Source organism: Castellaniella sp. UC4447_H14, from assembly GCF_052978285.1.
Genome location: NZ_CM129666.1, coordinates 544,356 through 568,396 on the forward strand (window position 1 = coordinate 544,356; position 24,041 = coordinate 568,396).

At 64.1% G+C, this 24,041-nt stretch carries 20 protein-coding genes; 9 read left to right on the forward strand and 11 right to left on the reverse strand.

The features are described 5' to 3' along the window. Positions 1–191: 191 nt before the first annotated feature. A complete protein-coding gene (locus ACVCMJ_RS02745; protein ID WP_447079930.1) occupies positions 192–1,463 on the forward strand; it encodes an O-acetylhomoserine aminocarboxypropyltransferase/cysteine synthase family protein in 1,272 nt (423 codons plus the stop codon). A 60-nt stretch (positions 1,464–1,523) separates the two neighbouring features. Here ACVCMJ_RS02745 and ACVCMJ_RS02750 read toward each other — a convergent pair whose 3' ends face one another. The 6 genes from ACVCMJ_RS02750 to ACVCMJ_RS02775 form a co-directional block, all read right to left on the reverse strand. After that, entirely contained in the window at positions 1,524–1,748 is a 225-nt protein-coding gene (locus tag ACVCMJ_RS02750) for a hypothetical protein (RefSeq protein WP_447079931.1), read from the reverse strand. Positions 1,749–1,839: 91 nt separating this feature from the next. Further along, positions 1,840–2,094: a hypothetical protein gene (locus ACVCMJ_RS02755; protein ID WP_447079932.1), complete on the reverse strand. Its 255-nt coding sequence runs from the start codon at positions 2,092–2,094 to the stop codon at positions 1,840–1,842. 156 nt (positions 2,095–2,250) lie between these two features. Continuing rightward, positions 2,251–3,069 (reverse strand): SDR family NAD(P)-dependent oxidoreductase, encoded by an 819-nt coding sequence (locus tag ACVCMJ_RS02760; protein WP_447079933.1) that lies wholly within the window; start codon positions 3,067–3,069, stop codon positions 2,251–2,253. A gap of 184 nt (positions 3,070–3,253) precedes the next feature. Next, positions 3,254–4,642 (reverse strand): MFS transporter, encoded by a 1,389-nt coding sequence (locus ACVCMJ_RS02765; protein ID WP_447079934.1) that lies wholly within the window; start codon positions 4,640–4,642, stop codon positions 3,254–3,256. Positions 4,643–4,725: 83 nt separating this feature from the next. Next, positions 4,726–6,435, reverse strand: coding sequence for an assimilatory sulfite reductase (NADPH) hemoprotein subunit (gene cysI, locus ACVCMJ_RS02770; protein ID WP_447079935.1), 1,710 nt, complete (start codon positions 6,433–6,435; stop codon positions 4,726–4,728). 76 nt (positions 6,436–6,511) lie between these two features. Beyond that, a complete protein-coding gene (locus ACVCMJ_RS02775) occupies positions 6,512–8,368 on the reverse strand; it encodes an assimilatory sulfite reductase (NADPH) flavoprotein subunit (RefSeq protein WP_447079936.1) in 1,857 nt (618 codons plus the stop codon). 249 nt (positions 8,369–8,617) lie between these two features. On the opposite strand from ACVCMJ_RS02775, the gene cysG reads away from it, so the two are divergent. The 6 genes from cysG (at position 8,618) to ACVCMJ_RS02805 (ending at position 16,056) form a co-directional block, all read left to right on the forward strand. Then, positions 8,618–10,054 (forward strand): siroheme synthase CysG, encoded by a 1,437-nt coding sequence (gene cysG, locus ACVCMJ_RS02780; protein WP_447079937.1) that lies wholly within the window; start codon positions 8,618–8,620, stop codon positions 10,052–10,054. Positions 10,055–10,160: 106 nt separating this feature from the next. Further along, positions 10,161–10,892: a phosphoadenylyl-sulfate reductase gene (locus ACVCMJ_RS02785; RefSeq protein ID WP_447079938.1), complete on the forward strand. Its 732-nt coding sequence runs from the start codon at positions 10,161–10,163 to the stop codon at positions 10,890–10,892. 4 nt (positions 10,893–10,896) lie between these two features. Next, positions 10,897–11,811 (forward strand): sulfate adenylyltransferase subunit CysD, encoded by a 915-nt coding sequence (cysD, locus tag ACVCMJ_RS02790; protein WP_447079939.1) that lies wholly within the window; start codon positions 10,897–10,899, stop codon positions 11,809–11,811. Then, positions 11,811–13,142, forward strand: coding sequence for a sulfate adenylyltransferase subunit 1 (locus tag ACVCMJ_RS02795; RefSeq protein ID WP_447079940.1), 1,332 nt, complete (start codon positions 11,811–11,813; stop codon positions 13,140–13,142). Before cysD ends, ACVCMJ_RS02795 begins: the two co-directional genes overlap by 1 nt. 90 nt (positions 13,143–13,232) lie before the next feature. Continuing rightward, a complete protein-coding gene (locus tag ACVCMJ_RS02800; protein ID WP_447079941.1) occupies positions 13,233–14,669 on the forward strand; it encodes a tetratricopeptide repeat protein in 1,437 nt (478 codons plus the stop codon). Between the two features lie 94 nt (positions 14,670–14,763). Then, complete coding sequence (locus tag ACVCMJ_RS02805) at positions 14,764–16,056, forward strand: aspartate carbamoyltransferase (RefSeq protein ID WP_447082646.1); 1,293 nt, start codon at positions 14,764–14,766, stop codon at positions 16,054–16,056. 59 nt (positions 16,057–16,115) lie between these two features. On the opposite strand, the gene ACVCMJ_RS02810 is transcribed toward ACVCMJ_RS02805, so the two are convergent. The 4 genes from ACVCMJ_RS02810 to ACVCMJ_RS02825 all read right to left on the reverse strand — a co-directional run bounded on the left by ACVCMJ_RS02810 (position 16,116) and on the right by ACVCMJ_RS02825 (position 21,135). Then, a complete protein-coding gene (locus ACVCMJ_RS02810) occupies positions 16,116–17,018 on the reverse strand; it encodes a recombination-associated protein RdgC (protein ID WP_447079942.1) in 903 nt (300 codons plus the stop codon). A 285-nt stretch (positions 17,019–17,303) separates the two neighbouring features. Beyond that, positions 17,304–18,986, reverse strand: a complete 1,683-nt coding sequence (locus ACVCMJ_RS02815; protein WP_447079943.1) for an MFS transporter — start codon at positions 18,984–18,986, stop codon at positions 17,304–17,306. Continuing rightward, positions 18,983–20,428, reverse strand: a complete 1,446-nt coding sequence (locus ACVCMJ_RS02820; RefSeq protein WP_447079944.1) for a sensor histidine kinase — start codon at positions 20,426–20,428, stop codon at positions 18,983–18,985. Before ACVCMJ_RS02820 ends, ACVCMJ_RS02815 begins: the two co-directional genes overlap by 4 nt. A gap of 5 nt (positions 20,429–20,433) precedes the next feature. After that, on the reverse strand, positions 20,434–21,135 hold the full coding sequence (locus ACVCMJ_RS02825; RefSeq protein ID WP_447082647.1) for a response regulator: 702 nt from the start codon (positions 21,133–21,135) through the stop codon (positions 20,434–20,436). A gap of 270 nt (positions 21,136–21,405) precedes the next feature. On the opposite strand from ACVCMJ_RS02825, the gene recA reads away from it, so the two are divergent. Together recA and recX are read left to right on the forward strand one after the other, a co-directional pair. Beyond that, positions 21,406–22,479: a recombinase RecA gene (gene recA, locus ACVCMJ_RS02830; RefSeq protein ID WP_447079945.1), complete on the forward strand. Its 1,074-nt coding sequence runs from the start codon at positions 21,406–21,408 to the stop codon at positions 22,477–22,479. Position 22,480: 1 nt separating this feature from the next. Continuing rightward, positions 22,481–22,939, forward strand: a complete 459-nt coding sequence (recX, locus tag ACVCMJ_RS02835) for a recombination regulator RecX (RefSeq protein WP_447079946.1) — start codon at positions 22,481–22,483, stop codon at positions 22,937–22,939. A 67-nt stretch (positions 22,940–23,006) separates the two neighbouring features. On the opposite strand, the gene ACVCMJ_RS02840 is transcribed toward recX, so the two are convergent. Next, complete coding sequence (locus ACVCMJ_RS02840) at positions 23,007–23,939, reverse strand: LysR substrate-binding domain-containing protein (protein WP_447079947.1); 933 nt, start codon at positions 23,937–23,939, stop codon at positions 23,007–23,009. Positions 23,940–24,041: the final 102 nt, after the last annotated feature.

A 24,041-nucleotide genomic window follows, 5' to 3' on the forward strand; every position in this document is an offset into this window, starting at 1 on the left:
GCCGGGCCGCTGCGGGAGAAGACCCCAGGAGCCATAGGTTGCGGCGGCTGCCGTGTCCGTCCATCAATCGCGGCAGCGCGCATCGAAGCGGCGCTTTGGTGCATATGACCCCGAATCATGAACATCCATGTCAGAATGATGTCTTCTGACCGTGGGCTCGACCCACCGCCTTTATGCCAGGAGCCGCCACAATGAAACGGGAAACGATCGCCATTCACGGCGGATTTGCCGGGGACCCCGAGACCCATTCGGTTGCCGTGCCGATCTACCAGACGACCAGCTACTACTTCGACGATACGCAGCACGGTGCCGACCTGTTCGATCTGAAGGTGGCCGGGAACATCTATACCCGCATTCAAAACCCCACGACGGCGGTGCTGGAAGAGCGGGTGGCCCAGTTGGAGGGCGGGGTAGCCGGTCTGGCCTTCGCATCAGGCATGGCGGCGATCACGGCCTGTGTGCTCACGCTGGCAAAGGCGGGTGACAACATCGTGGCGACCAGCCAGGTGTATGGCGGCACGTACACATTCTTCCGCCACACCTTGCGTGAACTCGGTATCGAGGCGCGCCTGGTGGATGGGCGCGATCCCGAGGCTTTCGCTGCCGCTATCGATGGCCGTACGCGACTGCTCTATTGCGAATCCGTCGGGAATCCGGCGGGAAATGTCGTGGACGTCGCTGCGCTGGCTGCCATCGCCCACGCCCATGGTGTGCCGCTGGCGGTGGACAATACGGTGCCAACGCCGGCTCTGTGCCGTCCTATCGAACATGGCGCGGATATCATTGTCCATGCCGCCACCAAGTATCTCGGCGGACACGGGACCAGCATCGGCGGCGTCCTGGTGGATTCGGGGAAATTCGCCTGGAAGGGCAATCCGCGATTCCCGCAGTTCAACAACCCCGAGCCCGCCTACCACGGGGTGGTCTATGTGAACGACTTCGGGGAAGCGGCTTTCGCGGGCAGGGCACGCACGGTGGCGCTGCGCAACACGGGGGGCGCCATTTCGCCGTTCAATTCATTTCTGATCCTGCAGGGCATCGAGACGCTGACGCTACGCATGGAGCGCCATTGCCAGAACGCGCTGGCCCTGGCCCGCCACCTCAAGGCCCATCCAAAGGTGGGCTGGGTCCATTTCGCGGGACTGGAGGGAGATCGGGACTATGAACTGGCGCAGCGCTACATGGATGGCGGCATTCCAGCTTCACTGTTCAGCTTTGGCGTGAAGGGCGGGCGCGAGGCCTGCGCGCGCTTCATGGATCGCCTCCGGCTCATCAAGCGCCTGGTGAACATTGGCGATGCCAAGACGCTGGCGTGCCATCCGGCCACGACCACACACCGGCAATTGACCGATGAAGAGCTGAAGACGGCCGGCGTTAGCGCGGACCTGATCCGCTTGTGCGTGGGAATCGAGCATGTCGACGACCTGATCGCCGACCTGGACCAGGCGCTGGCTGGCGCCTGACGGCTGTGCGACAGGGCTGCCCGGGAGGAGTATCGATGTCCCGAGCAGCGCCTCGCCGATTCAATGGCTCAGGCGGATTGCCGGGGGGAAGGACACCCAGTAGGCGGAAGCCATGCTGCCGTGGCCAGTGAACCAGCGTCGCAAGATCGTGGCGGCCCCACGGAGCGCGGCGCGACGCATTTCGCCGGACCGGGTGCTGTACGATTGTTCGGCTTCGATCATCAGTTCGCGCTCGAGCGCGTCGGTAAGGCGGGTTTCGCCGATGTACTTGTAAGGATAGAACATGTGCTTCTCGTGAAAGCAGGGCTTTTGCCCAGTGGTTCTATCATACCATTGAACTAGGGTTAACCCTAATATTGTCGTATCGGCGTGACGCTCAGTGAGGGTTCGAAGGATGGCCGGTTGCATGGGCCGCCGAGCGTGCCGAGGAGGCGGTCGGCTCTCCCGATACGGCGGGGTCCTTGGCCGGCGTGGGGCGGGCGATACCCGACGCGATGGGTGCCGGTTGAATCGCATCCTCGCCTTCTTCGTGCAGGACGTCGCGGTGCTCGACCATGGCGCCCGCAATTTCCCAGACGGCCAGGACCAGCACCACGCCCAGAATGCCCGCTATGGATCTTTTTGTCGCCAAGACCGGCTCCAATGAGGACGTGGAGAGGCCCATGGTAGCTCGCCGACGCTGACCGCCGCCTGAGATCAGGCCGGTGGCGCGGTTTTTGCCACGAGCCGGTTCCCCGAGGAAAGAGTGTCAGATCACATCAGCGTCCGGCAAGGCCAGGGGAACCCTTCATTGGCCTCGATAGACACGCGTACCCGCGAAGCTTTGGGTAACCGGCATGAGCTCGATGATGTTGATATTGACGCGGGGCGGCTGGTGGGCGGCCCAGATCACGGCGTCAGCGACGTCCTCGGGCTGCAAGGCTCCGGCACCCTGGTAGACGGCTGTGGCCTTGGCTTCGTCGCCGTGCAGGCGAACCAGCGAGAACTCCGTACCGCTCACCATGCCCGGTTCGATGTTGGTCACGCGAATGGGTGTGCCATACAGATCAGCCCGCAGTCCCAGGCTGAATTGCTTTACGAAAGCCTTGGTACCGCCGTAGACGTTGCTGCCTGGATAGGCGTAGTTCCCGGAGACCGAGCCGATGTTGATCACGTGGCCCCTGCCACGCGCGATCATGCCCGGCAAGAAGCGGTGGACCATGCGGCTCAGCCCCAGGGCGTTGGTCAGGATCATCCGTTCCCAGTCATTCATGTCGGCGTGTTGAGCGGGCCCGACACCCAACGCGAGGCCGGCGTTGTTCACCAGGAGATCCGGGCCGTTCGGGAAATTTGCCGCCATTTCGGCGACGGAGCGATCGACGCTGGTCGTCGATGTGACGTCCAGCTCGAGAGGATGGAAGTTCTCGCCCAGTTCCTTTCGGATGGCGTTCAGGCGATCGAGCCGACGCGCGGCGCCCACCACTATCCACCCGTTGCGGCACAGCGCGGTCGAAATGGCGTAGCCGAATCCCGCCGACGCGCCCGTCACGAGCGCGATTCGGGCAGGTGTCTGGTCCTGTGGGGGCGGGGACCGATGCGAGGGGCCGTCAAGTGGTTGCGAAGCCATGAATATTCCTATGGAAGCGGCTGATGATGTCGGCAAGGCGTGTTATCGGACTCGGGCGGAACCGATCCGAACGATGGGACAACGATACCACTGACGCCCGCTGTCGGGGCAGGACCGTGCGAAGACGGGCCGCCGCCGTCCCCGGGATGGCCGCGTTCGAAAGCCGGGCGGACTGTACGGCGGTTCACCACGCGCCGTGGTGTTCCGGCACTCGGCGGATGATCGGCTGGATGAGAAGGCAGGTCAGGGCCATGACGGCGTAGATCGTGGCTAGCGTGTCGCTGGGTGCTGCTGCGCGGGCCATGATGGCCGTTATGATGGCCAGCGTCACGATGACGCCAAGTTCCTGCGCCGTGGCTCGTAGCGCCGCCATGGTCGGGGCTTGCTCGGGCACGAGCTGCAAGCAGGCGTTCCGGCTGGCCGGCCCCATGATGCCGGCACCCGCTCCGATCAGGCAGGTCGCCGTGGCGAGCCAGCTGTATCCCGAGAATCCGAATCCGGGCAGAGGAGCCAGCAGCCATAACCCTGTTGCCATAAGCAGCCCGCCTGCATGGAAGGGCAGGCGGTAACCGCTCCAGCGCAGGACGTAGGCCGCAACGGTCGAAAAGGTGATGGCCGCGACGCCTTGCGCGATCAGGAGCGTGCCGGCGTCCAGCGCATCGAGGCCATACCGTGTCGCAGCGTAGAGCGGCATCAGTGTCACCGCGCCGGAGGCGGCCCCGCCGTAGACGGCGTTCAGGAAATTCGTTGCGCCAAACCCTTGGCCGTAGATCAGGCGGGGCGCCAGGAAGGGCTCTGCAGTCCAGCGGATGTGGCGCAGGAATCGCCCGGCAAACAGCGTGCAGGCGCTCGCGGACAGAATGAAGTCCCATGACAGCGGGCCGGCCTGCGGATTCCCCAGGATGCCGATGGCCAGCATGCCGGCCACGACAGCCAGGCCCAACCACGCCATTCCCCATAAGTCCAGGCTACGGCGCGGCCCGCCCGCAGGGCGGTCCCTGGGGATGATCCACCACCCCAGAGATGCCATGATCAGGCCGATGGGGACATTGACGAAAAATACGTCGCGCCAACTGGCGTAGGTGACGAACAAGCCCCCGAAAATGGGGCCTATCATGGCTCCAACCGGAAACACGGCGCCAAAGAGCCCCAGCATCCGGTCGCGCGAACGTCCGAACCAGGTGACGATGATCCCCGTGGCGGCGGGCGTCAGACCCGCGCCGCCCGCTGATTGCAGCGCGCGAAACAGCACCAGCAGGTAGACGTTTGGGGCCAGGCCGCACAATAGCGACGCCACCGCGAAGGCGAGTGTGGACAGCAGAAAGATTCGGCGTGGGCCATAGCGCTCGCTCAGCCGGCCGCTGACCGGCAGCATCACCACATAGCCGAACCAGTACGCAGTGATGGTCCAACTCGTCCAGTTGATCGGCGCGCCCAAGTCTTCCTGCAGCGCATGCAGCGCGGTGGCAACGATGGTGGCGTCGATCGACATCATCATGAGCGCGAAAGCGATGATGGTGAAGATCAGCCCGCGGTTCACGGGCTTGAGGGTGTCGGTCGCGGGCGCAGGCATGCGACATCTTAGCGTCATCGAGCCGCGCATGGGCGCCCGTCCTGCCCGCGACCGCGCCTTTGGGGCGGTGCGGGCGGATCGTGTCAGTATCGAATGCCGGGCCGGCGCTCCGGGGGCTGGACAATCGCCGCGCGGGCCACGAAGTCGCCGAAATGCTCGCCGCGTTTGCGCTCGGTGGCGAAGCGCCCGAATACCTCGTCGAGGGCGGCGAGGATCACGTCTTCACCGACGTTTTCCTTGTAGACCGCATTGAGACGTTCGCCGATGTGGTCGGCACCGATGCGCAGGTCATATTTACCTATGGCGCGCCCGATCAGACCGATTTCGCCCATGTAGGAGCGTGAGCAGCCATTCGGACAGCCCGATATCCGGAAGTGAATGGGTTCGTCGCGCAGTCCGTGTTTGTCCAGCAGATCTTCCAGCTTGTCCAGGATGTGGGGAAGGTATCGCTCGGATTCCGCCATGGCCAGGCCGCAGGTAGGCAGCGCCACGCAGGACAAGGCATGCAGCCGCAGGCCGCTGGCCTTTTTGTAGTCATCCAATCCGTATTGCCTGACCAGCGCGTTGATCGCGGACCGGTCTTTCGCCGCCACCCCGGCAATGATGAGATTCTGATCGCAGGTCATGCGGATCTCGCCCTTGTGAATACGTGCGATTTCACGCATTCCGGTCTGGCGCGGATGGCCTTCGTCGTCGCGGATACGGCCGCTCGGGATGTGCAGCGTCAGGTGCCAGCGTCCATCGTCGCCGCGGGTCCAGCCGTAGCGATCGCCGTTATGTTCGAAGTGGTAGGGGCGCGGCGGCTCGATCCTGAAGCTCAGTCGGGACTGCAGCTCGTCGTGGAACCACTGCAGGCCGCGATCGTCGATGGTGTACTTCAGCCGGGCGTGCTTGCGGTCCCTCCGGTCGCCGAAGTCCCGCTGCACGGCGACTGCGTGCCAGCAGGTCTCCAGCAGTTGATCCGGCGTGACGAATCCGATCAGATCGCCCAATGAGGGATAGGTCTTGGGGTCCCCGGCGGTGGCGCCCATGCTGCCGCCGGGTGCCAGGTTGAAACCTTGCAGGATACCGTCTGCTCCCAGAATCGCGATCAGGCCGAAGTCCTGCGCGAAGACGTCGATGTCGTTGTAGGGCGGGATGGCGATGCCGAACTTGAACTTGCGCGGCAGATAGGCCTGACCCAGCAGCGGCTCTTCGTCGCCGGCCCCGTCGCTGGTCGTCTCCTTGCGGTCTATCCACAGTTCGCGGTAGGCCGTGGTATGCGGCTTGACGTGATTCATGATCTTCAACGCCCAGCCATAGACCTCGGCGTGGCTCGACGACAGCAGGGGATTCACCGAGCAGATGACGTTGCGTACGTCGTCGCCGCAGGCCGCCAGCGTGGAAAGCCCGGCGGCGTTGATGCCGCCTATCATGTCGCGCAGCGATTCCTTGTGGATACCGTGGAACTGGAAGGTCTGGCGGGTCGTGATGCGCAGGCCGTTGCTGGCGTGGCGGCTGGCCAGTTCGTCCAGATCCAGCCATTGCCGGGGCGTCAATACGCCGCCCGGAAGTCTCACGCGCACCATGAAGCCGTAATCGGGTTCCAGCTTCTGCCGGCGTCGCTCGTCGCGCACGTCTCGATTGTCCTGTTGGTAGCTGCCGTGGAACTTCAGCAGCTTGGTGTCTGGTTCGCTGATGGCACCGGTCGTCCGATCGGACAGGCCCCTGTCTATGGTGCCGCGCAAAAAGCGGCTGTCGGCCTTGATGTGTTCGAGCGGCGAAAGCTGGGTAGGAGTGGCGGATTGGGGCATGAGGATCCTGCAAGTTCGGTGGGCGTGGATTCGCGTCAGTCGCTTGCCGCGACATGAGAAACGGATGAATCGGTCGTCAGTACACGTCGCGCGCGTAGCGGCCTTCATTCAGCAAGTTCTGGAGCCACGCCGAGGCGCTGGCGCGCGACTGGTGGCCGTGTTCGGCTGCGATTTCGACAAGTGCCTGATGCACGTCTGGCGCCATGTGTTCGGCGTCGCCGCAGACATAGATATGAGCCCCTCCGTTGAGCCAGCTCCAGACCTGGTCGCCATGTTCCCGCAACCGGTGCTGGACGTAGACCTTCTGCGCATGGTCGCGCGAAAACGCGACATCCAGCCGGGTGAGCGTCCCGTCCTTGAGCGCCTGCAGCCACTCGATCTGGTAGAGGAAGTCGCTGTGGCGGTGGGGATTGCCGAAGAATAGCCAGTTGCGGCCTGATGCACCCGCCGTCTGCCGCTGCTGCAGGAAGGCCCTGAATGGGGCCACACCAGTGCCCGGACCGATCATGATGACGTCGCTGTCCGCATCCTTTGGCAGCCGGAACCGCTCGTTGGGTTCGACGAAGACCGGTGCCCGCGAACCTTCGGCCAAGTCGCATAGATAGTGGCTGCCGCTGCCCCATCGCGCTTCTCCATCCCGTGCGAATCCCAGGTGCGCGACGGTGATGTGCACTTCCTCGTCCGCTTGCTCCTGGCTGCTGGCAATGGAGTACAGGCGTGGGGCCAGCGGCCGCAATGCCGCCACCAGGCATTCGGCGTCCCACGTCGTGGGGTATCTCCGCAGAAGGTCGATCAGTTGCCACTGTTTGAGCCGTTGCACGAACTCGGCTGCGGACTGCGGCTGCAGCAGTACCTGGAGGTCGGCGTGGCCGCCACGTTCGGCATGGGCGGCGATGAACGAGCGCGTCAGAACCGTCAGTTCCCGCCGTTGTGCCAGCCACTGGGAAAGCGGCAGGCGATCGTCGCCCTGCGTGACTTCCGTCGTGCCATCCAGGGCCAATACATCGAGGATGCGCTGGACCAGTTCCGGCGCCTGGGTGGGCCACACGCCCAGCGCGTCGCCTGGCTGGTAGCGCAGGCCGCTGCCTTTCAGCGAGAGTTCAACGTGGCGGACATCTTTCTCGCTGTCGTTGCCCACGATCCGCTGGTTGGCGAGGACTTCGGCGGAGAAGGGGTGTTCACGTGTCCAAGCGGTATGCACGGGCCGCAGGAAGGTCACGACGCCGCCGGCCGCCGTTGGCGAAGGGCGGCTTCGCTCCGGCCTGGCCAGCCGTTCCTGCGCGTATTGCAGCGCCTGCTTCACCCACGGGCCGGCGACGGACGGGATGTCCACGTCGGCGTCGGCGCGCCCGAACAGACGCCTGGCGCCAAGCTCGGCCAGGCGCTCGTCGATGCGCCGGCCGATGCCGCAAAAATCCGCATAGGACGAATCGCCCAGCGCCAGGACGGCGTAGTTCAGGTCGGGTAGCAGCGGCGCGCGACGGCCGGTCAGGAAGTCGAAGAATCCGCGTGCGTCATCGGGCGGCTCTGCCGCATCGCCCACGCTGTGTGTGCTGATGACGATGTACAGGAATTGGAGCTTTTTGAGTTCACTCGTACGAAAGGCGTCGGCTCGTATCAACCGCACGGGCAGACCCTGCGCCTCGACGTCGGCGGCCAGTTGTTCAGCGGTGCGCTTGGCATTTCCGGTCTGGCTGCCATAAAGAATGGTGAGCGACGCCAGTGCCTCGACGGTGGGGACCGAGGCGTTGGGCACGGCAGCGGCCTCGTCGGGGACCTGTCTCAGCCGCAATTGGGCAGCCGCCCCAGCCAGATAGCCGGACAACCATTCGAGCGCATGACCGTCCAGCCCCTGGATCAACCGGGCGACTGTTTGTGCTTTCTCCGCAGGGATGGGCAGCACGTTCATGGCTGCTTCACTGGCTGGTGTCATGTGGAACTCCGTATCGGCAATGAAAGGCCCAGTGGGGGGTACTGGTGAACCACGATGGTATCGAGTCGAAACGGACGGATGAAGGAATGATTCGTCATAAGGAAATAAGTTTTCGCCGATCCCTCCAGTCAGCGGGATGAAGCCTGAAGATCCTTTGTTCATGCGGGTTTCTGTCATGTGCTTATGGCGGCATAACGGCATAACAAGACGATCGTTCTGTACCGGCGGACGGGTTCCTAGAATGGGTCCATGAATCTCTTTCCGCTGTTTCTGGACCTTCGCGACAAGGTCGTCCTGGTGGTCGGTGCCGGCCTGGTGGCCGATCGCAAGATCGAACTGCTGAAGTCGGCCGGCGCGCATATCGTCGTCGTGGCTCCCCGGGCGTGTCCCCAGGTCGAAGCTCGTGCGCGGATGGCGGAAATCGACCTGCTTTCAGTCGAGTTTGAAACCGAGCAGCTTGCCAACGTCTGGATGGTGGTGGCGGCGACGGATGATGCCCTCTTGAACGCCAGGATTGCGCGCGCGGCCGACGCTCGGCATCTCTGGTGCAATGTGGTCGATGATGCTTCCCTGTCCAGCGCCCAGGTGCCGGCCATCGTGGATCGCTCTCCCGTCACGATTGCGGTTTCCTCAGGGGGCGCTGCGCCCGTCGTCGCGCGACGCCTTAGGGAACGGATCGAAGCGATGGTTGATCCCGCCATCGGCCTGTTGGGTCGACTGGCGCAGCGCCGGCGCGGCGCCATCCGTGCGGCGCGGCCCGGTGTGTCTGACCGGCGCCGCTTCTACGATTGGTTGCTGGATGGGCCCGTCTCGGCGGCACTGCGCGGCGGCCGGCTCGACCGGGCGGAGGAGCTCCTGGATGCGGCGCTGGCCGAAGCGTCGGCGCTCGTGCGTGGCCGGGTGCTGCTGGTCGGTGCCGGACCCGGGGATCCGGGGCTGCTGACGTTGCGGGGTTTGCGGGCACTGAATGAGGCCGATGTGATCCTGCACGACCGGCTGGTCAGCCCGGCTGTGCTTGCGCTGGCGCGGCGCGATGCATTGCGCGTGGCGGTAGGCAAAATGCCCGGCGAAGATCACGAGAAGACACAACAGCGTATTCATGCCCTGATGGAGAGTCACGCCCGCAAGGGACGTTGCGTGGTTCGGCTGAAGGGGGGAGATCCCCTGGTGTTCGGTCGAGGAGGCGAGGAACTGGAATATCTTCGTGCGCGCGCTATCGATTATGAAGTGGTCCCCGGCATCACGGCGGCCTTGGCGTGCGCCGCTTATGCGGGCATTCCGCTGACGCACCGGGCTCATGCCAGCGCCCTGACCCTGGAGACCGCCCATCGCCGCGCCGGCGAGGCAGATCACGGCCATGTCGGGGACCCGCGGACGCGGGTGTATTACATGGGAGTGGCAGGCTTGGGCGGGCTGAGCGCGCGACTGATGGCCCAAGGGGTGGATCCGGGCACGCCTTGCGCGCTGGTCGAGAACGGTTCGCGGCCACGGCAGCGCGCGGTTCACGCATCGCTGGACAGCATCGCGGCAGCCGCCGGCCGCCACGCGGTCCGCTCGCCCGCCCTGTTGATCGTGGGCGAGGTCGCAGCCTTGGGACGGAAGTTGTCCTGGTTTGGCGAGACCCTGGCTGCTGGCGGTATTTCCGATTGCGTGACGGCGCGTCAGCCCGATGCCGTGGCTGCGTGAACGAAGGCGGGATGCGACTGCCTCCAATAGACGGCAGCAGGCGCGCCAGGGATGTGAACGGTACTGACGGAGGGTGGAAGTGGTGAACGGCCGATTGGATGACAGGGTGGCTGCACGCTGGGAGACGTTGCTGGCGACGCTGGCCGGCATCGCCGGCGCTCATCCGGATGCGTTGCTCGCTTCGTCCATGGGCGTGGAGGACAGCCTGCTGATTCATGCGTTGATGCAATTGCCGCACCGACTGGGTGTTTTCATGCTGGACACTGGCAAGCTGCATGCGGAAACATTGGCCATGGTCGATACCGTCCGGAACCGATACGGCCTGGAGGTGCGGGTGATGCATCCGGACCCGGTCTCTGTCCGGGCCTATGTGGCGGATCACGGCGAGTACGCTTTTTATGAAAGTGTGGCGCTGCGCCAGGAATGCTGCGCGATTCGCAAGGTCGAGCCGCTGCGCCGGGCATTGGCTGGGCATTCGGCCTGGATCACCGGCCAGCGTCGGGAGCAGTCGATGACCCGTGCGGATTTGCCCGAAGCTCAGTGGGACGAATCCTTCGGATTGCAGAAGTTCAATCCGCTTGCTGACTGGTCCACGGAGGATGTCTGGATCGTGGTGCGTACCCTGGGTGTGCCCTACAACCCGCTGCACGATAGGGGTTACCCCTCCATCGGCTGCGAGCCCTGTACCCGGGCGGTTCGCCCCGGCGAAGACCTGCGCGCCGGTCGCTGGTGGTGGGAACAACGCCAGAGCCGCGAGTGCGGCCTGCACGTCGCGCCTGCCGGGTCTGGTCGTGCACCCACCGTCGTCCCGCGAAATCCCCCTCATTCTCCTGTCTGAAATCATGGAAACTGCCACTTTGCTTGAACAAACCCATCTGGACTGGCTGGAATCCGAAGCGGTCCACATCCTGCGGGAAGTCGCCGCCGAGTGCGAGCGTCCGGTGCTGCTGTTTTCGGGGGGCAAGGATTCCTGCGTGCTGCTGCGGCTGGCTGAAAAGGCCTTCCGGCCCGGGAAGTTCCCGTTTCCGCTGCTGCACGTGGATACCGGCCACAACTTCCCGGAAGTGATCGCATTCCGCGATCGCCGGGTGGCGGAGTTGGGCGAGACCCTGATCGTCCGCACGGTGGAGGATTCCATTGCCCGCGGCACCGTCGTTCTGCATCACGCGAACGATTCGCGGAACGCCGCCCAGGCCACGACATTGCTGGAAGCAATCGCCGAATTCCGGTTCGATTCCTGCATCGGCGGGGCGCGCCGGGACGAGGAAAAGGCCCGTGCCAAGGAGCGCATCTGCTCTTTCCGCGACGAATTCGGCCAGTGGGATCCCAAGAACCAGCGCCCGGAGCTTTGGAACCTGTACAACACGAAAGTGCATCCGGGCGAGAACATCCGCGTGTTCCCGATCTCGAACTGGACCGAACTGGATGTGTGGCAATACATAGAGCGTGAACGGCTGTCGCTGCCTTCGCTGTATTACAGCCACGCCCGCGACGTGGTGCGCCGCAATGGCCTGCTGGCGCCCGTGACGGAGCTGACGCCGGCGCGTGAAGGCGAGACGATCGAACGACTGGACGTCCGTTTCCGCACGGTGGGGGATGTGTCCTGCACCTGTCCGGTGGCCTCCACAGCGGCTACGCCAGCCGACATCATTGCCGAAACAGCCGTCGCGACGCTGACTGAGCGTGGCGCCACCCGCATGGATGACCGGGTCTCGGAGGCTTCCATGGAACGCCGCAAGAAGCGGGGGTATTTCTGATGAATGCAGTCAATGAACGCTGGCCCCTGGGCCAGGACACCAGCGTGCTGCGGCTGGTGACGGCCGGATCGGTCGACGATGGCAAATCCACGCTGATCGGGCGCCTGCTGCTGGACAGCAAGGGCGTGTTCGTGGATCAGCTCAAGGCCATTTCAGGCTCGCGCTACTCGCGCGCGCCCGCGCACGCGGTGGATCTGGCGCTGCTGACTGACGGCCTGGAAGCGGAACGCGAACAGGGCATCACCATCGATGTCGCGTATCGCTATTTCGCGACGCCGGCGCGCAAATTCATCATTGCCGATGCTCCCGGCCACGAACAATACACCCGCAATATGGTAACGGGCGCTTCGACCGCCGACGTGGCTCTCATTCTGGTCGATGCCGTGCAGGCGGCGAATGGCGAGCTGCTCCCTCAAACCAAGCGACACGCCACGTTGGCGCGGCTGCTGGGCCTGCGCCACATCGTGGTGGCGGTCAACAAAATGGATCGGGTCGGCTGGGATCGCGCGGTCTTCGAACGGATCCGGGCGTCCTGCCAGGACCTGGCGCGGCACCTGGCGATCCCGGCGCTGCACTGCCTGCCGCTTTCGGCGCTGACCGGCGACAACGTGGTGCACGCCAGCGGCCACATGCCCTGGCATGACGGGTTGCCGCTGTTGCCGCTGCTGGAGTCACTGCCGGTGGACGGCCGGTCCGGAACGGATGCCGCGCGCTTTTTCGTGCAGTGGGTGATTCGTCACGACGGCAGCACCGCGCAGGCCTTCCGGGGTTATGCGGGACAGCTCCGGGGCGGCGCATGGCGTGTCGGGGACGCGGTCCAGGTGCTCCCGGGTGGCGAAGCGGTACACATTCGCGAACTGTGGCGTGGGGACGAACGGCTGGAGGTGGCCCGCCCAGGCGACAGCATCACGGTGGTACTGGATCGGGACGTGGACGTGTCGCGCGGCGACCTGCTCGTGGATGCCGATTCGCAGCCCGAGCTGTCGCGCCAGTTTCAGGCGGATCTATGCTGGCTGGACCGGCAGGCGCTGGATCCGTCGCGCTGGTACTGGCTCAAGCAGGGGTCCCGGGTGACCCAGGCGCGCGTGGTCGAGGTTTCCGCTCGGCGCGACATCCACGAGCTGCGCAGCGTGCCCTGGCGCGGGACGCTGGGGCTCAACGACATCGGAAGGGTGCTTATCCGGACCCGGGATCCGCTCGCGCTGGACGACTATGACAGCCAGCACGCTACAGGCGCGTTCATTCTGATCGATGATGCCAGCCACCAGAGCGCGGCCGCCGGCATGATCCGGACGGGGGTTGCTGTTTGTACCGATAGTCACAACGCGTAAAGCCTGCTATCACTATCACCCGTGCCGAGTCGGTGCGGGGACGAATTGTGGCGTCCCTCCCGATCGATCGGGTGGTAGAGGAGCAAATGTATGCGTAGCAGTCGTATTGCACTGGAATCCGGCGTTCTCGGCACCGTGTTGTGTGTCGCGCTGCAGTGTCTGCCCGGCACCGTCCGGGCTGCAGCGGTGGACGCTTTCCTGCAGTCCGACTTCAAGGATGCGTTCGCCCAATATCAAGGGCTTGCCAAGCAAGGCTCCTCCAATGCCCAGGCCATGCTGGGGGCGATGCTGCAGGATGGTGTCGGCGCGGATGTCAGCGTCGAAGACGCTGCGAGCTGGTTCCGAAAGGCCGCGGACGCCGGCAACTCCGTTGGCGAAAACGGTTTGGGCTACATGCACGACAAGGGTCGTGGCGTGGGGATCGATTTCGCGCTCGCGGCGAAACTTTATGATGCGTCCGCGCAACGCGGCTTTCCGCGGGCGAAGTTCAATCTGGGCGTGATGTACGACCTGGGGCAGGGGGTGCCGCGCGACCATGCTCAGGCCTTCAAATGGTATCTGTCGGCCGCCCAAAACGGGTTCGTCCCCGCACAGAACAGCGTGGGCGGCATGTATGCGCTGGGCGAGGGGGTCAAGAAGGATGGTGCTCAAGCGGTCTACTGGTTCCGGTTGGCCGCATCCTCGGGGCGCGATGTGCGCGCACTGGGGAACCTGGGGGCCATGTATGCCCTGGGCGCCGGCGTGGAAAAGGACCCGGCGACGGCTGTCGCGTTTTACGAGAAGGCGGCTGCCGCCAAAGATCCCAATGCCGATTTCAATCTGGGACTCATGTATCTGAAGGGAAACGGGGTCGACAGGGACATGTCTCGGGCCTTGAAGCTCTTTGAACAGGCGGCCAAGAACGCGAGTGAACGTGCGCGTGCCACGTTGGGCCTCATGTACGCCACGGGCTTCGGGGTGGAAAAGGCGAATCCGATGCAGGCCGTCACGCTCTTGCTGACGGCTGCCAACAATGCGGATCAGAACGAGAGCAAAAGCTGTGACCTGAAGGCGGCGAGCAGCCTGGAGACTTATCGCACACAGGCTGAGGGCGGCTCGGCTCGAGCCCAGTATTGCCTGGGGATGCTGTATACGCAGGGTCTGGAGGGAGCCTTGACGGCCGATCCGGTCCAGGCCGCCCAGTGGCTGCAGGCAGCCGCCAAGCAGGGCGATCCAGGGGCCCAGTACCGCGTGGGCGTGGCGGCCATGCAAAAGGCTGCATCGCCCTGGCAGAGCCCGGAAGCCATTCACTGGTTCCTCGCCTCCGCCTTGCACCAGCGGCCTGAAAGCGTACCGTCCACTGCGGCCGAGGCTCAGGCCTTCCTGGAAAAGAGCGATCCGTCCGTCGCATTTTCTCTGGTGACCACGCCGACTTCCGTCCACGACCTGTTGCCCGGGCAAATCCTTGCTTCAGCCCTCGCGCCCGGCCATCGCGTACCGAAAGCCGCCCGCAGCGGCGATGCGACCCCAGCGGCTTCGGGAAAATGATCCAAATGGGCTAAAAACCCACAAGGCATGAATTTTTCTTGCCTTTCGCCGTGGCTGTCCTCAAAATATGCGCATTGCGCACATAGGAGCCATGATGGCCGTAGCCCAGCAAGTCTTTTTGCGCGACGCCATGCGCCGCCTGAACCTCACTCGTGACGTGTTCGCGGCCCGGATCGGGGTCAAGCGCCGTGCCCTGGATACCTGGCTGTTGCCAGAAGGTTCCCAGGAGGCCCGTTCCATGCCCGAAGTGGTCACACGATTCGTGACCGAAATTGTCGACAATGGCGACCTGTTGCAAAAATATGCGCAAAGCGCACGTTCGGGGCCCCTGCGCGAGCGGATCGCGATCAACAACAAGCATCAGCTCCTGTCGGTCGACCAGTTCAGCCGCGAGTCGGTGGAGGATCTTTTCCGCGTTGCGGATCTGATGCAGCCCATCGCTCGCCGGCACAAGGTTTCGCGGGTCCTGGAAGGGGCTGTGCTGGGCAATCTGTTTTTCGAGGCCAGCACGCGTACGCGGGTGAGCTTCGGCGCGGCGTTCTGTCGCTTGGGCGGCTCCGTCTGCGATACGACGGGGTTCACCTTTTCATCCATGGTGAAGGGGGAGTCCATCTACGACACCAGCCGGGTGATGAGCGGCTACGTGGACGCCATGGTGATTCGCCATCCGGAAAAAGGATCCGTGGCGGAATTCGCGGCGGCGACCAATATCCCGGTCGTCAACGGCGGCGATGGCGCGGGGGAACACCCCAGCCAGGCGCTTCTGGATCTCTATACCATTTTGACCGAGTTCTCGCGGCTGGGAAAACTGCTCGATGGGGCGCATATCGTCCTGGCAGGCGACTTGAAATACGGTCGTACCGTGCATTCGCTCATCAAATTGCTGGCGCTGTACCGCGGCATGAAGTTCACACTGGTATCGCCGCCAGGGCTGGAGATGCCCGAATACGTGCTGGAACACGTCGCGCGCAATGATCATGTCATCCAGCAGACGCACGATCTGGCGCAGGGGCTGAAGGGGGCCGATGTCATCTATGCCACCCGCGTCCAGAAGGAACGTTTCAGCGGCGAGCAGATGGAGGGCTATTCAGAGGAGTTTCAAGTCAACAAGGCCATCGTGGATGCCTGCTGCGGACCCGACGTGGTCATCATGCATCCACTGCCGCGCGACAGCCGGGAAGGCGCGCACGACCTGAGCACGGACCTGAATCATGACCCCCGGCTGGCGATCTTCCGCCAGACCGACAACGGCATTCCGGTGCGCATGGCCATCTTTGCCGTTCTGCTGGGTGTTGAAAACCTGGTCCAGCACTCGTTGCGCGATGTGACTTGGCTGCCCCCGTCGCATATCGGACCGGACGACAGCGTCTTTCACGGGATAGACTGAGTTCGGACGAGCATTCGGGTCGGCTGCGTACTGGCGGCTGCCGCCGACGGCCCGGATGCTCAGGAGGCGGCGTGCTCGCCGCCCAGCGCGTCCACCAGGTCGGCCAGCAGACGGGCCAGCTCGCCCGTCATGAGCGCCGTGTCGGCATCGAACTGTTCAGCTTCATTGGCTGCCTGCGCGTCCTGGTTGTCCTTCAACACATCCAACGGAGCGATCCGCTTGACGTCCAGCGCCTCGGTGAGCACGAACGACACTCGGTCGTTCCAGGTCAGGGCAAGGCGCGTGCACTGCTTGCCGGCTTGGACGTGCCGGCGAACTTCATCGAGTTCCATTGATTGGCGCACGTAGCGCACGGTGGCCCGTGATTCACCGGTGGAGCGCAGCTCCGTGTCCTGATCGACGGTGAATCCGGTCGGAGGCTCGTCCTGGGATAGCCACAGCGTCATGGCCGCCGCAGGCGACATCTCCACATGCAGCGGCACGATGGGAAACGGAGTCAGGGTTTTGGCCAACAGCCCCAGGACCTCGTCACTGCGTGCCGTCGAGGCCGCGTCGATGGCGGCCCAGCGGTTCACGGTGTCGATCCAGAGCCACGTATCGTGGGCAATGACGAAGGCCCGCGGCAGCAGCTCCATCGTCATTTGCTCCTTGATCTCTTTCATTTGCTTGCGGCCCGGCTTGTAGCCCTGCTTTTCCTCGACTTCGACCGCACGTGCGCGACTGGCCTGGTTGATCACAGTGGTCGGCAACAGTTTTTTTTCCGTGCGCAGCCGCAGCAGCATCTGGCCATTCATCTCGTAGACCAGCGCACCGTCGTCGCGCGGCGACACCCAGCCCGATACCTGGCTGTCCTGGCTTCCGCCAGATCGAAAGGCCATGGACTCCAGAGAGGATTCCAGCGCGGCGGCGGTCAGACGGGTATTGGGGGCAAGGCGGTAGAGCTTGAGGTTCTTGAACCACATGATGGGTCGGCAGTCGGGTGCGGAAAAAAGGCCTTGATTGTACGCGAACCCGATGGGCGCTCAAAAAAACGGCCCGGACAGACCGGGCCGGGAGGACGATCAGGGATGCATAGTGTTAAGGCTCGCGGGGGATGCATCCATGTCGGCACGCGGAGTGTGGCGGCAGGGCCATCAAGGGGAAGAGGAACCCGGCAGCCTTTCCGGCGTGCATTTGCATTCTAGGGGCGAACCGCTGACGGTATTCTGAACGCGATCGTGGCCGAATGCTGCGTGTTCGCGGCACGATCAGATCGCGTTCAGGTCCTGATGCGGTGTCTCCTTGACGAAAAGCAATCCCACCACCAGGGTCATGGCGCACACAATGATCGGGTACCAGAGGCCGTCATAGATGTTGCCGGTCGTCGCCACCGTCGCAAAGGCGACCGGGGGCAGGAACCCGCCAAACCAGCCGTTGCCGATGTGGTAGGGCACGCTCATGGACGTGTAGCGGATGCGTGTGGGAAACATTTCCACCAGCAGGGCGGCAATCGGCCCGTAGACCATGGTGACCTGAAGCACCAGGAAGAACAGCAGCGCCAGCACCATGACGTAGTTGATCTGGGTCGGGTCGGCGTGATCGGGGTATCCGTGGACGCGCACGGCATCCTGAAGCTGCGCCTGCAGCGTCCGGTCTCGCCGAGCGAACTCGGCGCGGGAGAGGCGGCTGCCCTCGAAGGCGTCGACCCGTTGATTCCCGATCAGCGCATAAGCGGTGGTGCCGGCCGGTGCGGGCCGATTGACGTAGTGCACCGAGTGGTCCGCCATGAAGGACTTCAGCAGGTCACACGAACTGGTGAAGGCGGTGATGCCGACCGGGTTGAACTGCAGCGAGCAGTTCGATGGGTCCGCCACTACGTAGACGGGAGCCCTCGCATGGGCCCGCTCCAGCGCCGGGTTGGCGAAGTGCGTGAGGCCTTTGAAGGTCGGGAAATATGTCAGGATGGCGATGAGGCAGCCCGCCATGATGATGGGCTTGCGTCCGATGCGATCGGACAGTGCACCAAAAACCAGGAAGAACGGGCAGGCGAGCATCAAGGCCAGCGCGACCAGGATATTGGCGATGTTGGCATCCACGCCCAGAGTCTCGGTCAGGAAGTAGAGCGCGTAGAACTGTCCCGTGTACCACACGACCGCCTGGCCGGCTGTCAGGCCGATGAGCGCGATGAGGATGAGGCGCAGGTTGCGCCAGCGGCCGAAGGCTTCCTTGATGGGCGCGCGGGACAGCAGACCCTCGGATTTCATGCGGGTGAAGGCGGGTGACTCGTGCAGCCGCAGCCGGATCCAGACCGAAATCACCAGAAGCAGCACAGAAATCAGGAACGGCACGCGCCAGCCCCAGGATTCGAAGGCCTCGCTGCCCAGCGTGACACGCGTGCCCAGCACCACGACCAGCGACAGGAACATGCCGGTCGTGGCCGTCGTCTGGATCCAGCTCGTGAAGAAGCCTCGCCGATGATTGGGGGCATGTTCGGCAACGTAAACGGCCGCTCCGCCGTATTCGCCTCCCAGTGCCAGTCCCTGCAACAGGCGCAGTCCGAGCAGGATCATGGGTGCGGCCGTGCCGATCGACGAAAAGGATGGCAGCACGCCGACCAGGAAGGTGGACAGCCCCATGATCAGGATGGTGACCACGAAGGCGTACTTGCGCCCCACCAGGTCGCCCAGGCGGCCGAAGACCAGGGCTCCGAAGGGCCGTACTGCGAAGCCCGCGGCAAAGGTCAGCAAGGCGAAGATGAATCCGGCGGTCGGGTTCAGACCCGAAAAGAAGTGGCGTGCAATGACGGCGGCCAGCGACCCGTACACATAGAAGTCGTACCATTCGAAAACGGTCCCCATCGACGAGGCCAGGACCACGCGGCGTTCCTCGTGGGTCATGGGTCGGTTGAGGTCGGCCGCGGGATCCCGGGGCGTGAGGCGGGCTCGATTCATGGGCGGGTCCTGTCACGGGGAAACGATACGCGCAGACGGGTGCCGGCGCTGGCAGGGTCACGGTGGTTGCCGGGCGGCAGGAAGGCCACGGTGGCGTGGTGGTGTTCGGCGACCTCGTGGACGATGGCGAGGCCCAGACCGCTGCCTTCCGCCTGCTGGCCCAGGATGCGGTAGAAACGGTCAAAGACCTTCGAGCGTTCCTCGGGCGGAATGCCCGGCCCGGTGTCCTGGACCTCCAGGCAGACATCGTCGTCGACGGCCAACGCCCGAACGGTGACCTGTCCTCCAGAAGGCGTATACAGCAGCGCGTTGTCGATCAGGTTGTTGAGCAGTTCGCAGATCATGGTACGGTTGCCGAAAACGGGCAGCGGCTCGCCGCTTCCCTCGAAACCCAGGTCCAGATGGCGTTCCAGCGCGGTCTGGACCCATTGGCCCGTGCAGTCCTCAGCCAGCGCCGCAAGGTCCAGCGATTCCGTCGTCCGCGCCTGATTCGGATCGATGGACTCCGCGCGCGCCAGCAACAGCAGTTGATTGACCAGGCGGGTGGCCCGCTGTGAGCCGGTGATCAATTGATGCAGGCTCGCCTTCAGTTCCTCGGGATCCTGCTCGCGCAGGGCCAGCTCGCATTGCGTGCGGATGCCGGCCAGGGGCGTTTTGAGCTGATGCGCCGCGTTGGCGACGAAACGCCGCTGCGAGTCTATGGACGCGGACAGACGCAGCAACACGCTGTTCATGGCATCGATCAGAGGGACGATTTCGGCCGGGGCCAGGTCGTCGCGAAGGGGAGACAGGTCGCTGGGCTTGCGGCGGCGCATCAGTTCTTGCAGCAGGCTCAGCGGTTCCAGCCCCTGGGTCAGGCCCAGGCCCGCCAGCATGGCGGCCAGCGGCAGAATGATGAGCTGCGGCGTGAGCATCCCGGTGAGGATCTCCTGCTGCAGAGTGGCGCGGGCCTCGCCGGGTTCGGCGACGACCGTCAGAAATCCCGTGCCGTCGCGATCACGCCCGCCCCAGACGTAGGCCATCCGGACGGATTGGTGGTTCAGGTCGGCATTGCGGAAGTGAACGACATCGATGTCGTACCCCCAGTTCCCCGGCGTCGGGACGCGCGGATCGCCCGCGACCATGTGACCGTTGGCATCCAGGATCTGCCACCGCGTGGGCATTTCGTCCGAGCTGCCGGCCAGTACCGTTCGCGCTGGACCGGACAGCATGACGCCCTGGGAGATCTTTTGCTGTTCGACTTCGTGGCGCAGCAGCCGGAGGTGGCTGGCCAGCGTGCGGTCATAGGGCGAGTTGGCGAGGTTCAGCGAGATGAAATAGGTAATGACGATGCCGACGGTCCACAGGATGAATAGCGGCACGATCATCCAGAGCAGAATGCGTCCCAGCAACGTCCGGTGGCTGGTCCGGCGGCTGTGGTCGGATTGGGGAGGCGTCCGCAAGGTGGTCAGGCGGACGCGATGGCGTCGGCTGGCTGAGGGCGGCGCTCCGCTTCCAGGCAGTATCCCAGGCCGCGCACCGTGAGAATGTGGACGTCGGCCGGCTCGATCTTTTTGCGCAGCCGATGGATGTAGACCTCGATGGCGTTGGTGGTGACTTCCTCGCCCCACTCGCAGAGCAGATCCACGAGCTGGTGCTTGCTGATCATCCGGCCGCTGCGCGACAGGAAGATCTCGAGCAGGCTGGTTTCGCGGGCGGAAAGTTCCAGCGGCGCATCGTCGATGGTGGCGATCCGCCCATTGAGATCGAACGCCAGCCGCGCGTGGCGAAGGACGGAAGCGCGCGCCCCGCCGTGGCGGCGGACCAGAGCTCGCACGCGGGCTTCCAGTTCGCTGAGCGCGAAAGGCTTGGACATGTAGTCATCCGCCCCCAGGTCCAGGCCCTCGACGCGTTGGTCGACGGAATCAGCGGCCGTCAGGATGAGGACGGGCAGCGGTGTGCCGCGCTGGCGCAGCTTGCGCAGCACTGAGAGGCCATTGACGCGGGGCAATCCCAGATCCAGGATCAGCAGATCGAACGTCTGCAGTTGCAAAGCGGAATCGGCGCTGGACCCGTCGTTGACGACGTCGACCGCATAGCCCTCGTGGCGCAACGACCGGGAGAGCCCATCCGCGAGAATACTGTCGTCCTCGGCAATCAGGATGCGCATGATGGGTGTGGCATTCAGGGATGAGGGAAGTGGTCTGGGGTCCACCCCGGACGCTTTCATTCTGACACGGACGTCCCGATGGGTCATTTAGGGTTAACGATGTGGGACTGTACGCTTGCTGTTTTTGGGGGCGGAGTCGCAGCCCGGCTCGAATTGTCTCGACTGTATTTTCATACAGTATAATTTAATGCCATAATTTCCCCGACCTGTGCTGTCTGGTTCCCGCGCGGCGGTGCTTACCGGCAGCCTCACTCTCAAAAGGAATTCCGTATGGACGAACGCACCGGCAAGGCCAACACCGAACGCGCCAAAGCGCTGGCTGCGGCGTTATCGCAAATCGAGAAGCAATTCGGCAAGGGCTCCATCATGCGCTACGGCGACAACCAGGTGGAGCACGACATCCAGGTCGTCTCCACGGGTTCGCTGGGCCTTGACGTGGCGTTGGGTGTGGGCGGATTGCCGCGCGGACGCGTGGTGGAAATCTATGGGCCGGAATCTTCCGGCAAGACCACATTGACCCTGCAGGTCATTGCGGAAATGCAAAAGATCGGCGGCACCTGCGCCTTCGTGGATGCGGAGCATGCGCTGGACGTGCAATATGCGGCGCGCCTGGGGGTGAACCTTGAGGATCTCCTGATTTCCCAGCCCGACACAGGCGAGCAGGCGCTGGAAATCACCGATGCCCTGGTGCGATCGGGATCCGTGGACCTGATCGTGATCGATTCGGTCGCGGCCCTGGTTCCAAAGGCCGAAATCGAAGGCGACATGGGCGACTCGCTGCCCGGTCTGCAAGCCCGCCTCATGAGCCAGGCGCTGCGCAAGCTCACCGCCACGATCAAGCGCGCGAACTGCATGGTGATCTTCATCAACCAGATCCGCATGAAGATCGGCGTGATGTTCGGCAACCCGGAGACCACTACGGGCGGCAACGCGCTGAAGTTCTATGCATCGGTTCGCCTGGATATCCGCCGTATTGGCTCGATCAAAAAAGGCGACGAGGTCGTGGGCAACGAAACGCGCGTCAAGGTCGTGAAGAACAAGGTCGCGCCGCCGTTCAAGCAGGTCGAATTCGACATCATGTATGGCACGGGGATCTCCCGCGAGGGCGAGATCATCGATCTGGGTGTGCAGGCCGGCATCGTTGAAAAGTCCGGCGCCTGGTACAGCTACGAAGGCAACCGCATCGGGCAGGGCAAGGACAACGTCCGGGACTACCTGAAGGAACACGCGGCCATGGCCTTCGAGATCGAGAACCGCGTTCGCGAAAAGCTGGGCATCGTACCCCGCGCGGATGCCGTCATGGCTCCAGTCGCCGCGGCTTCCGGTCCGGAACAGGACGCCTGAATTGGCCCTGGGCCACCGCGACGGCCCCAGCCTGAAGGCGCGGGCCGTGGCCTATCTGTCGCGGCGAGAGCATTCCCGTCAGGAACTGCGGCGCAAACTCCTGGCCTACACGGACGATGCCGCTGAAGTCGATGCTGTGCTTGACGAGCTCCAGCGCCAGCATTGGCAATCCGACGGCCGGTATGCACGGGCCTATGTCCACCGCAAGGCACCGACCCAGGGGGCCCAGCGCATCCTGCAGTCGCTGCGGCAACAGGGCGTGGCCGATGCCGAGCTGACGGATTTGCAGCAGCAGTTGCGGGATTCCGAGCCTGAAAGGGCCCGCGCCGTATGGCAGCGGCGCTTCGGTGAAACGCCGGTCGATGCCCGCGACTATGCGCGCCAGTATCGGTTCCTGGCGGGGCGCGGTTTCTCGGCCGAGTGCATCCGTCGGATTCTTGGAGGCAGGACGGACGGCTGACGGCATTGCCGGCGGGCTCGCTGGGTCTGATGCGCCCGCCTGCGCCTGGACACCTCTGCGACTTTGCTCATTGAGCCAATGCGCTGTGATCGGCGGCGCGGATGCCCGGCAGGGTCTCGAAGCAGGTCCGCCGTGCCTGCTCCAGAAAGGCCTGTACATAGGATGTGCCCGCGTCTTCCGTGCGCACGGCGGTGTGGAGCGTGCGCCAGATCCCGTTGCCCAAGCGCAGTACTTTCAGCCCGGGAAGTTGTCGATATTCCGCCAGCGCCCAGCTCGGCAGCGCAGCCACGCCCCGCCCGCTGGCGACGAGTTGCACGATCATGGGTGTGAGCTCTGCCGTGCGCAGTCCCGCAGGTTCGACACCGGCAGGATCCAGAAACACCGTAAAGACGTCCAGCCGGCTCCTCTCCACCGGATAGGTGATCAGCGTCTGATCGACCAGGTCCGATGGCTGTACCCGGGTTGCCTGGGCCAGAGGGCTCGCGCCATGAACTGCCAGCACCAGCTCGTAGGCGAACAGTGCCTGGTAATTCAGTCCAGCCAATGGCTCCGGGTCGGATGTAATCACTACGTCCAGGTCGCCGCGCGCCAGCGCGGGCAGCGGCGCGAACGAGAAGGCCGCCGTCAGGTCCAGTGTGACCTCCGGCCAGTCCTTGCGAAACGCGTCCAACGTGGGCATCAGCCACTGAAAGCAGGAATGGCAGTCGATGGCGACGTGCAACCGGCCTGTTCGGCCCGCTGCCAGACGGCGCAATTCCAATTCAGTGGCGCGGATACGCGGCAGCACGTCCTGCGCCAACGCCACCAATCGCAGGCCTGCCGTGGTCAGTCGGGCCGGACGGGTGCGCCGGTTGAGCAGCGGCGTGCGCAGTCGGACCTCCAGGTCCCGCAACTGGTGCGAGAGGGCGGACTGTGTCACATGCAGCCGCTCGGCGGCCTCCTGAAGGCTGCCGCCTTCCTGGATCGCCAGCAGGGTTTCGAGGTGGCGCGTCTCTATCATGAAAATATCTCAAGTAATGGGTGTGGCATTTGATTTTTTGTTTGGGAAGACTCGCGGCACAATGCTTTTCATTGAGATATCTTAATGTAAGCAGGATAGTAT

Coding starts and splice junctions, on each gene's coding strand:
- ACVCMJ_RS02775 (WP_447079936.1), bottom strand. CDS start 8,368: ATGACACCAGCCAGTGAAGCAGCCATGAACGTGCTGCCCATCCCTGCG.
- ACVCMJ_RS02840 (WP_447079947.1), bottom strand. CDS start 23,939: ATGATAGAGACGCGCCACCTCGAAACCCTGCTGGCGATCCAGGAAGGC.
- ACVCMJ_RS02765 (WP_447079934.1), bottom strand. CDS start 4,642: ATGCCTGCGCCCGCGACCGACACCCTCAAGCCCGTGAACCGCGGGCTG.
- ACVCMJ_RS02825 (WP_447082647.1), bottom strand. CDS start 21,135: ATGCGCATCCTGATTGCCGAGGACGACAGTATTCTCGCGGATGGGCTC.
- ACVCMJ_RS02745 (WP_447079930.1), top strand. CDS start 192: ATGAAACGGGAAACGATCGCCATTCACGGCGGATTTGCCGGGGACCCC.
- ACVCMJ_RS02815 (WP_447079943.1), bottom strand. CDS start 18,986: ATGAATCGAGCCCGCCTCACGCCCCGGGATCCCGCGGCCGACCTCAAC.
- ACVCMJ_RS02805 (WP_447082646.1), top strand. CDS start 14,764: ATGGCCGTAGCCCAGCAAGTCTTTTTGCGCGACGCCATGCGCCGCCTG.
- cysD (WP_447079939.1), top strand. CDS start 10,897: ATGGAAACTGCCACTTTGCTTGAACAAACCCATCTGGACTGGCTGGAA.
- ACVCMJ_RS02750 (WP_447079931.1), bottom strand. CDS start 1,748: ATGTTCTATCCTTACAAGTACATCGGCGAAACCCGCCTTACCGACGCG.
- cysI (WP_447079935.1), bottom strand. CDS start 6,435: ATGCCCCAATCCGCCACTCCTACCCAGCTTTCGCCGCTCGAACACATC.
- ACVCMJ_RS02810 (WP_447079942.1), bottom strand. CDS start 17,018: ATGTGGTTCAAGAACCTCAAGCTCTACCGCCTTGCCCCCAATACCCGT.
- cysG (WP_447079937.1), top strand. CDS start 8,618: ATGAATCTCTTTCCGCTGTTTCTGGACCTTCGCGACAAGGTCGTCCTG.
- ACVCMJ_RS02795 (WP_447079940.1), top strand. CDS start 11,811: ATGAATGCAGTCAATGAACGCTGGCCCCTGGGCCAGGACACCAGCGTG.
- ACVCMJ_RS02760 (WP_447079933.1), bottom strand. CDS start 3,069: ATGGCTTCGCAACCACTTGACGGCCCCTCGCATCGGTCCCCGCCCCCA.
- recA (WP_447079945.1), top strand. CDS start 21,406: ATGGACGAACGCACCGGCAAGGCCAACACCGAACGCGCCAAAGCGCTG.
- ACVCMJ_RS02800 (WP_447079941.1), top strand. CDS start 13,233: ATGCGTAGCAGTCGTATTGCACTGGAATCCGGCGTTCTCGGCACCGTG.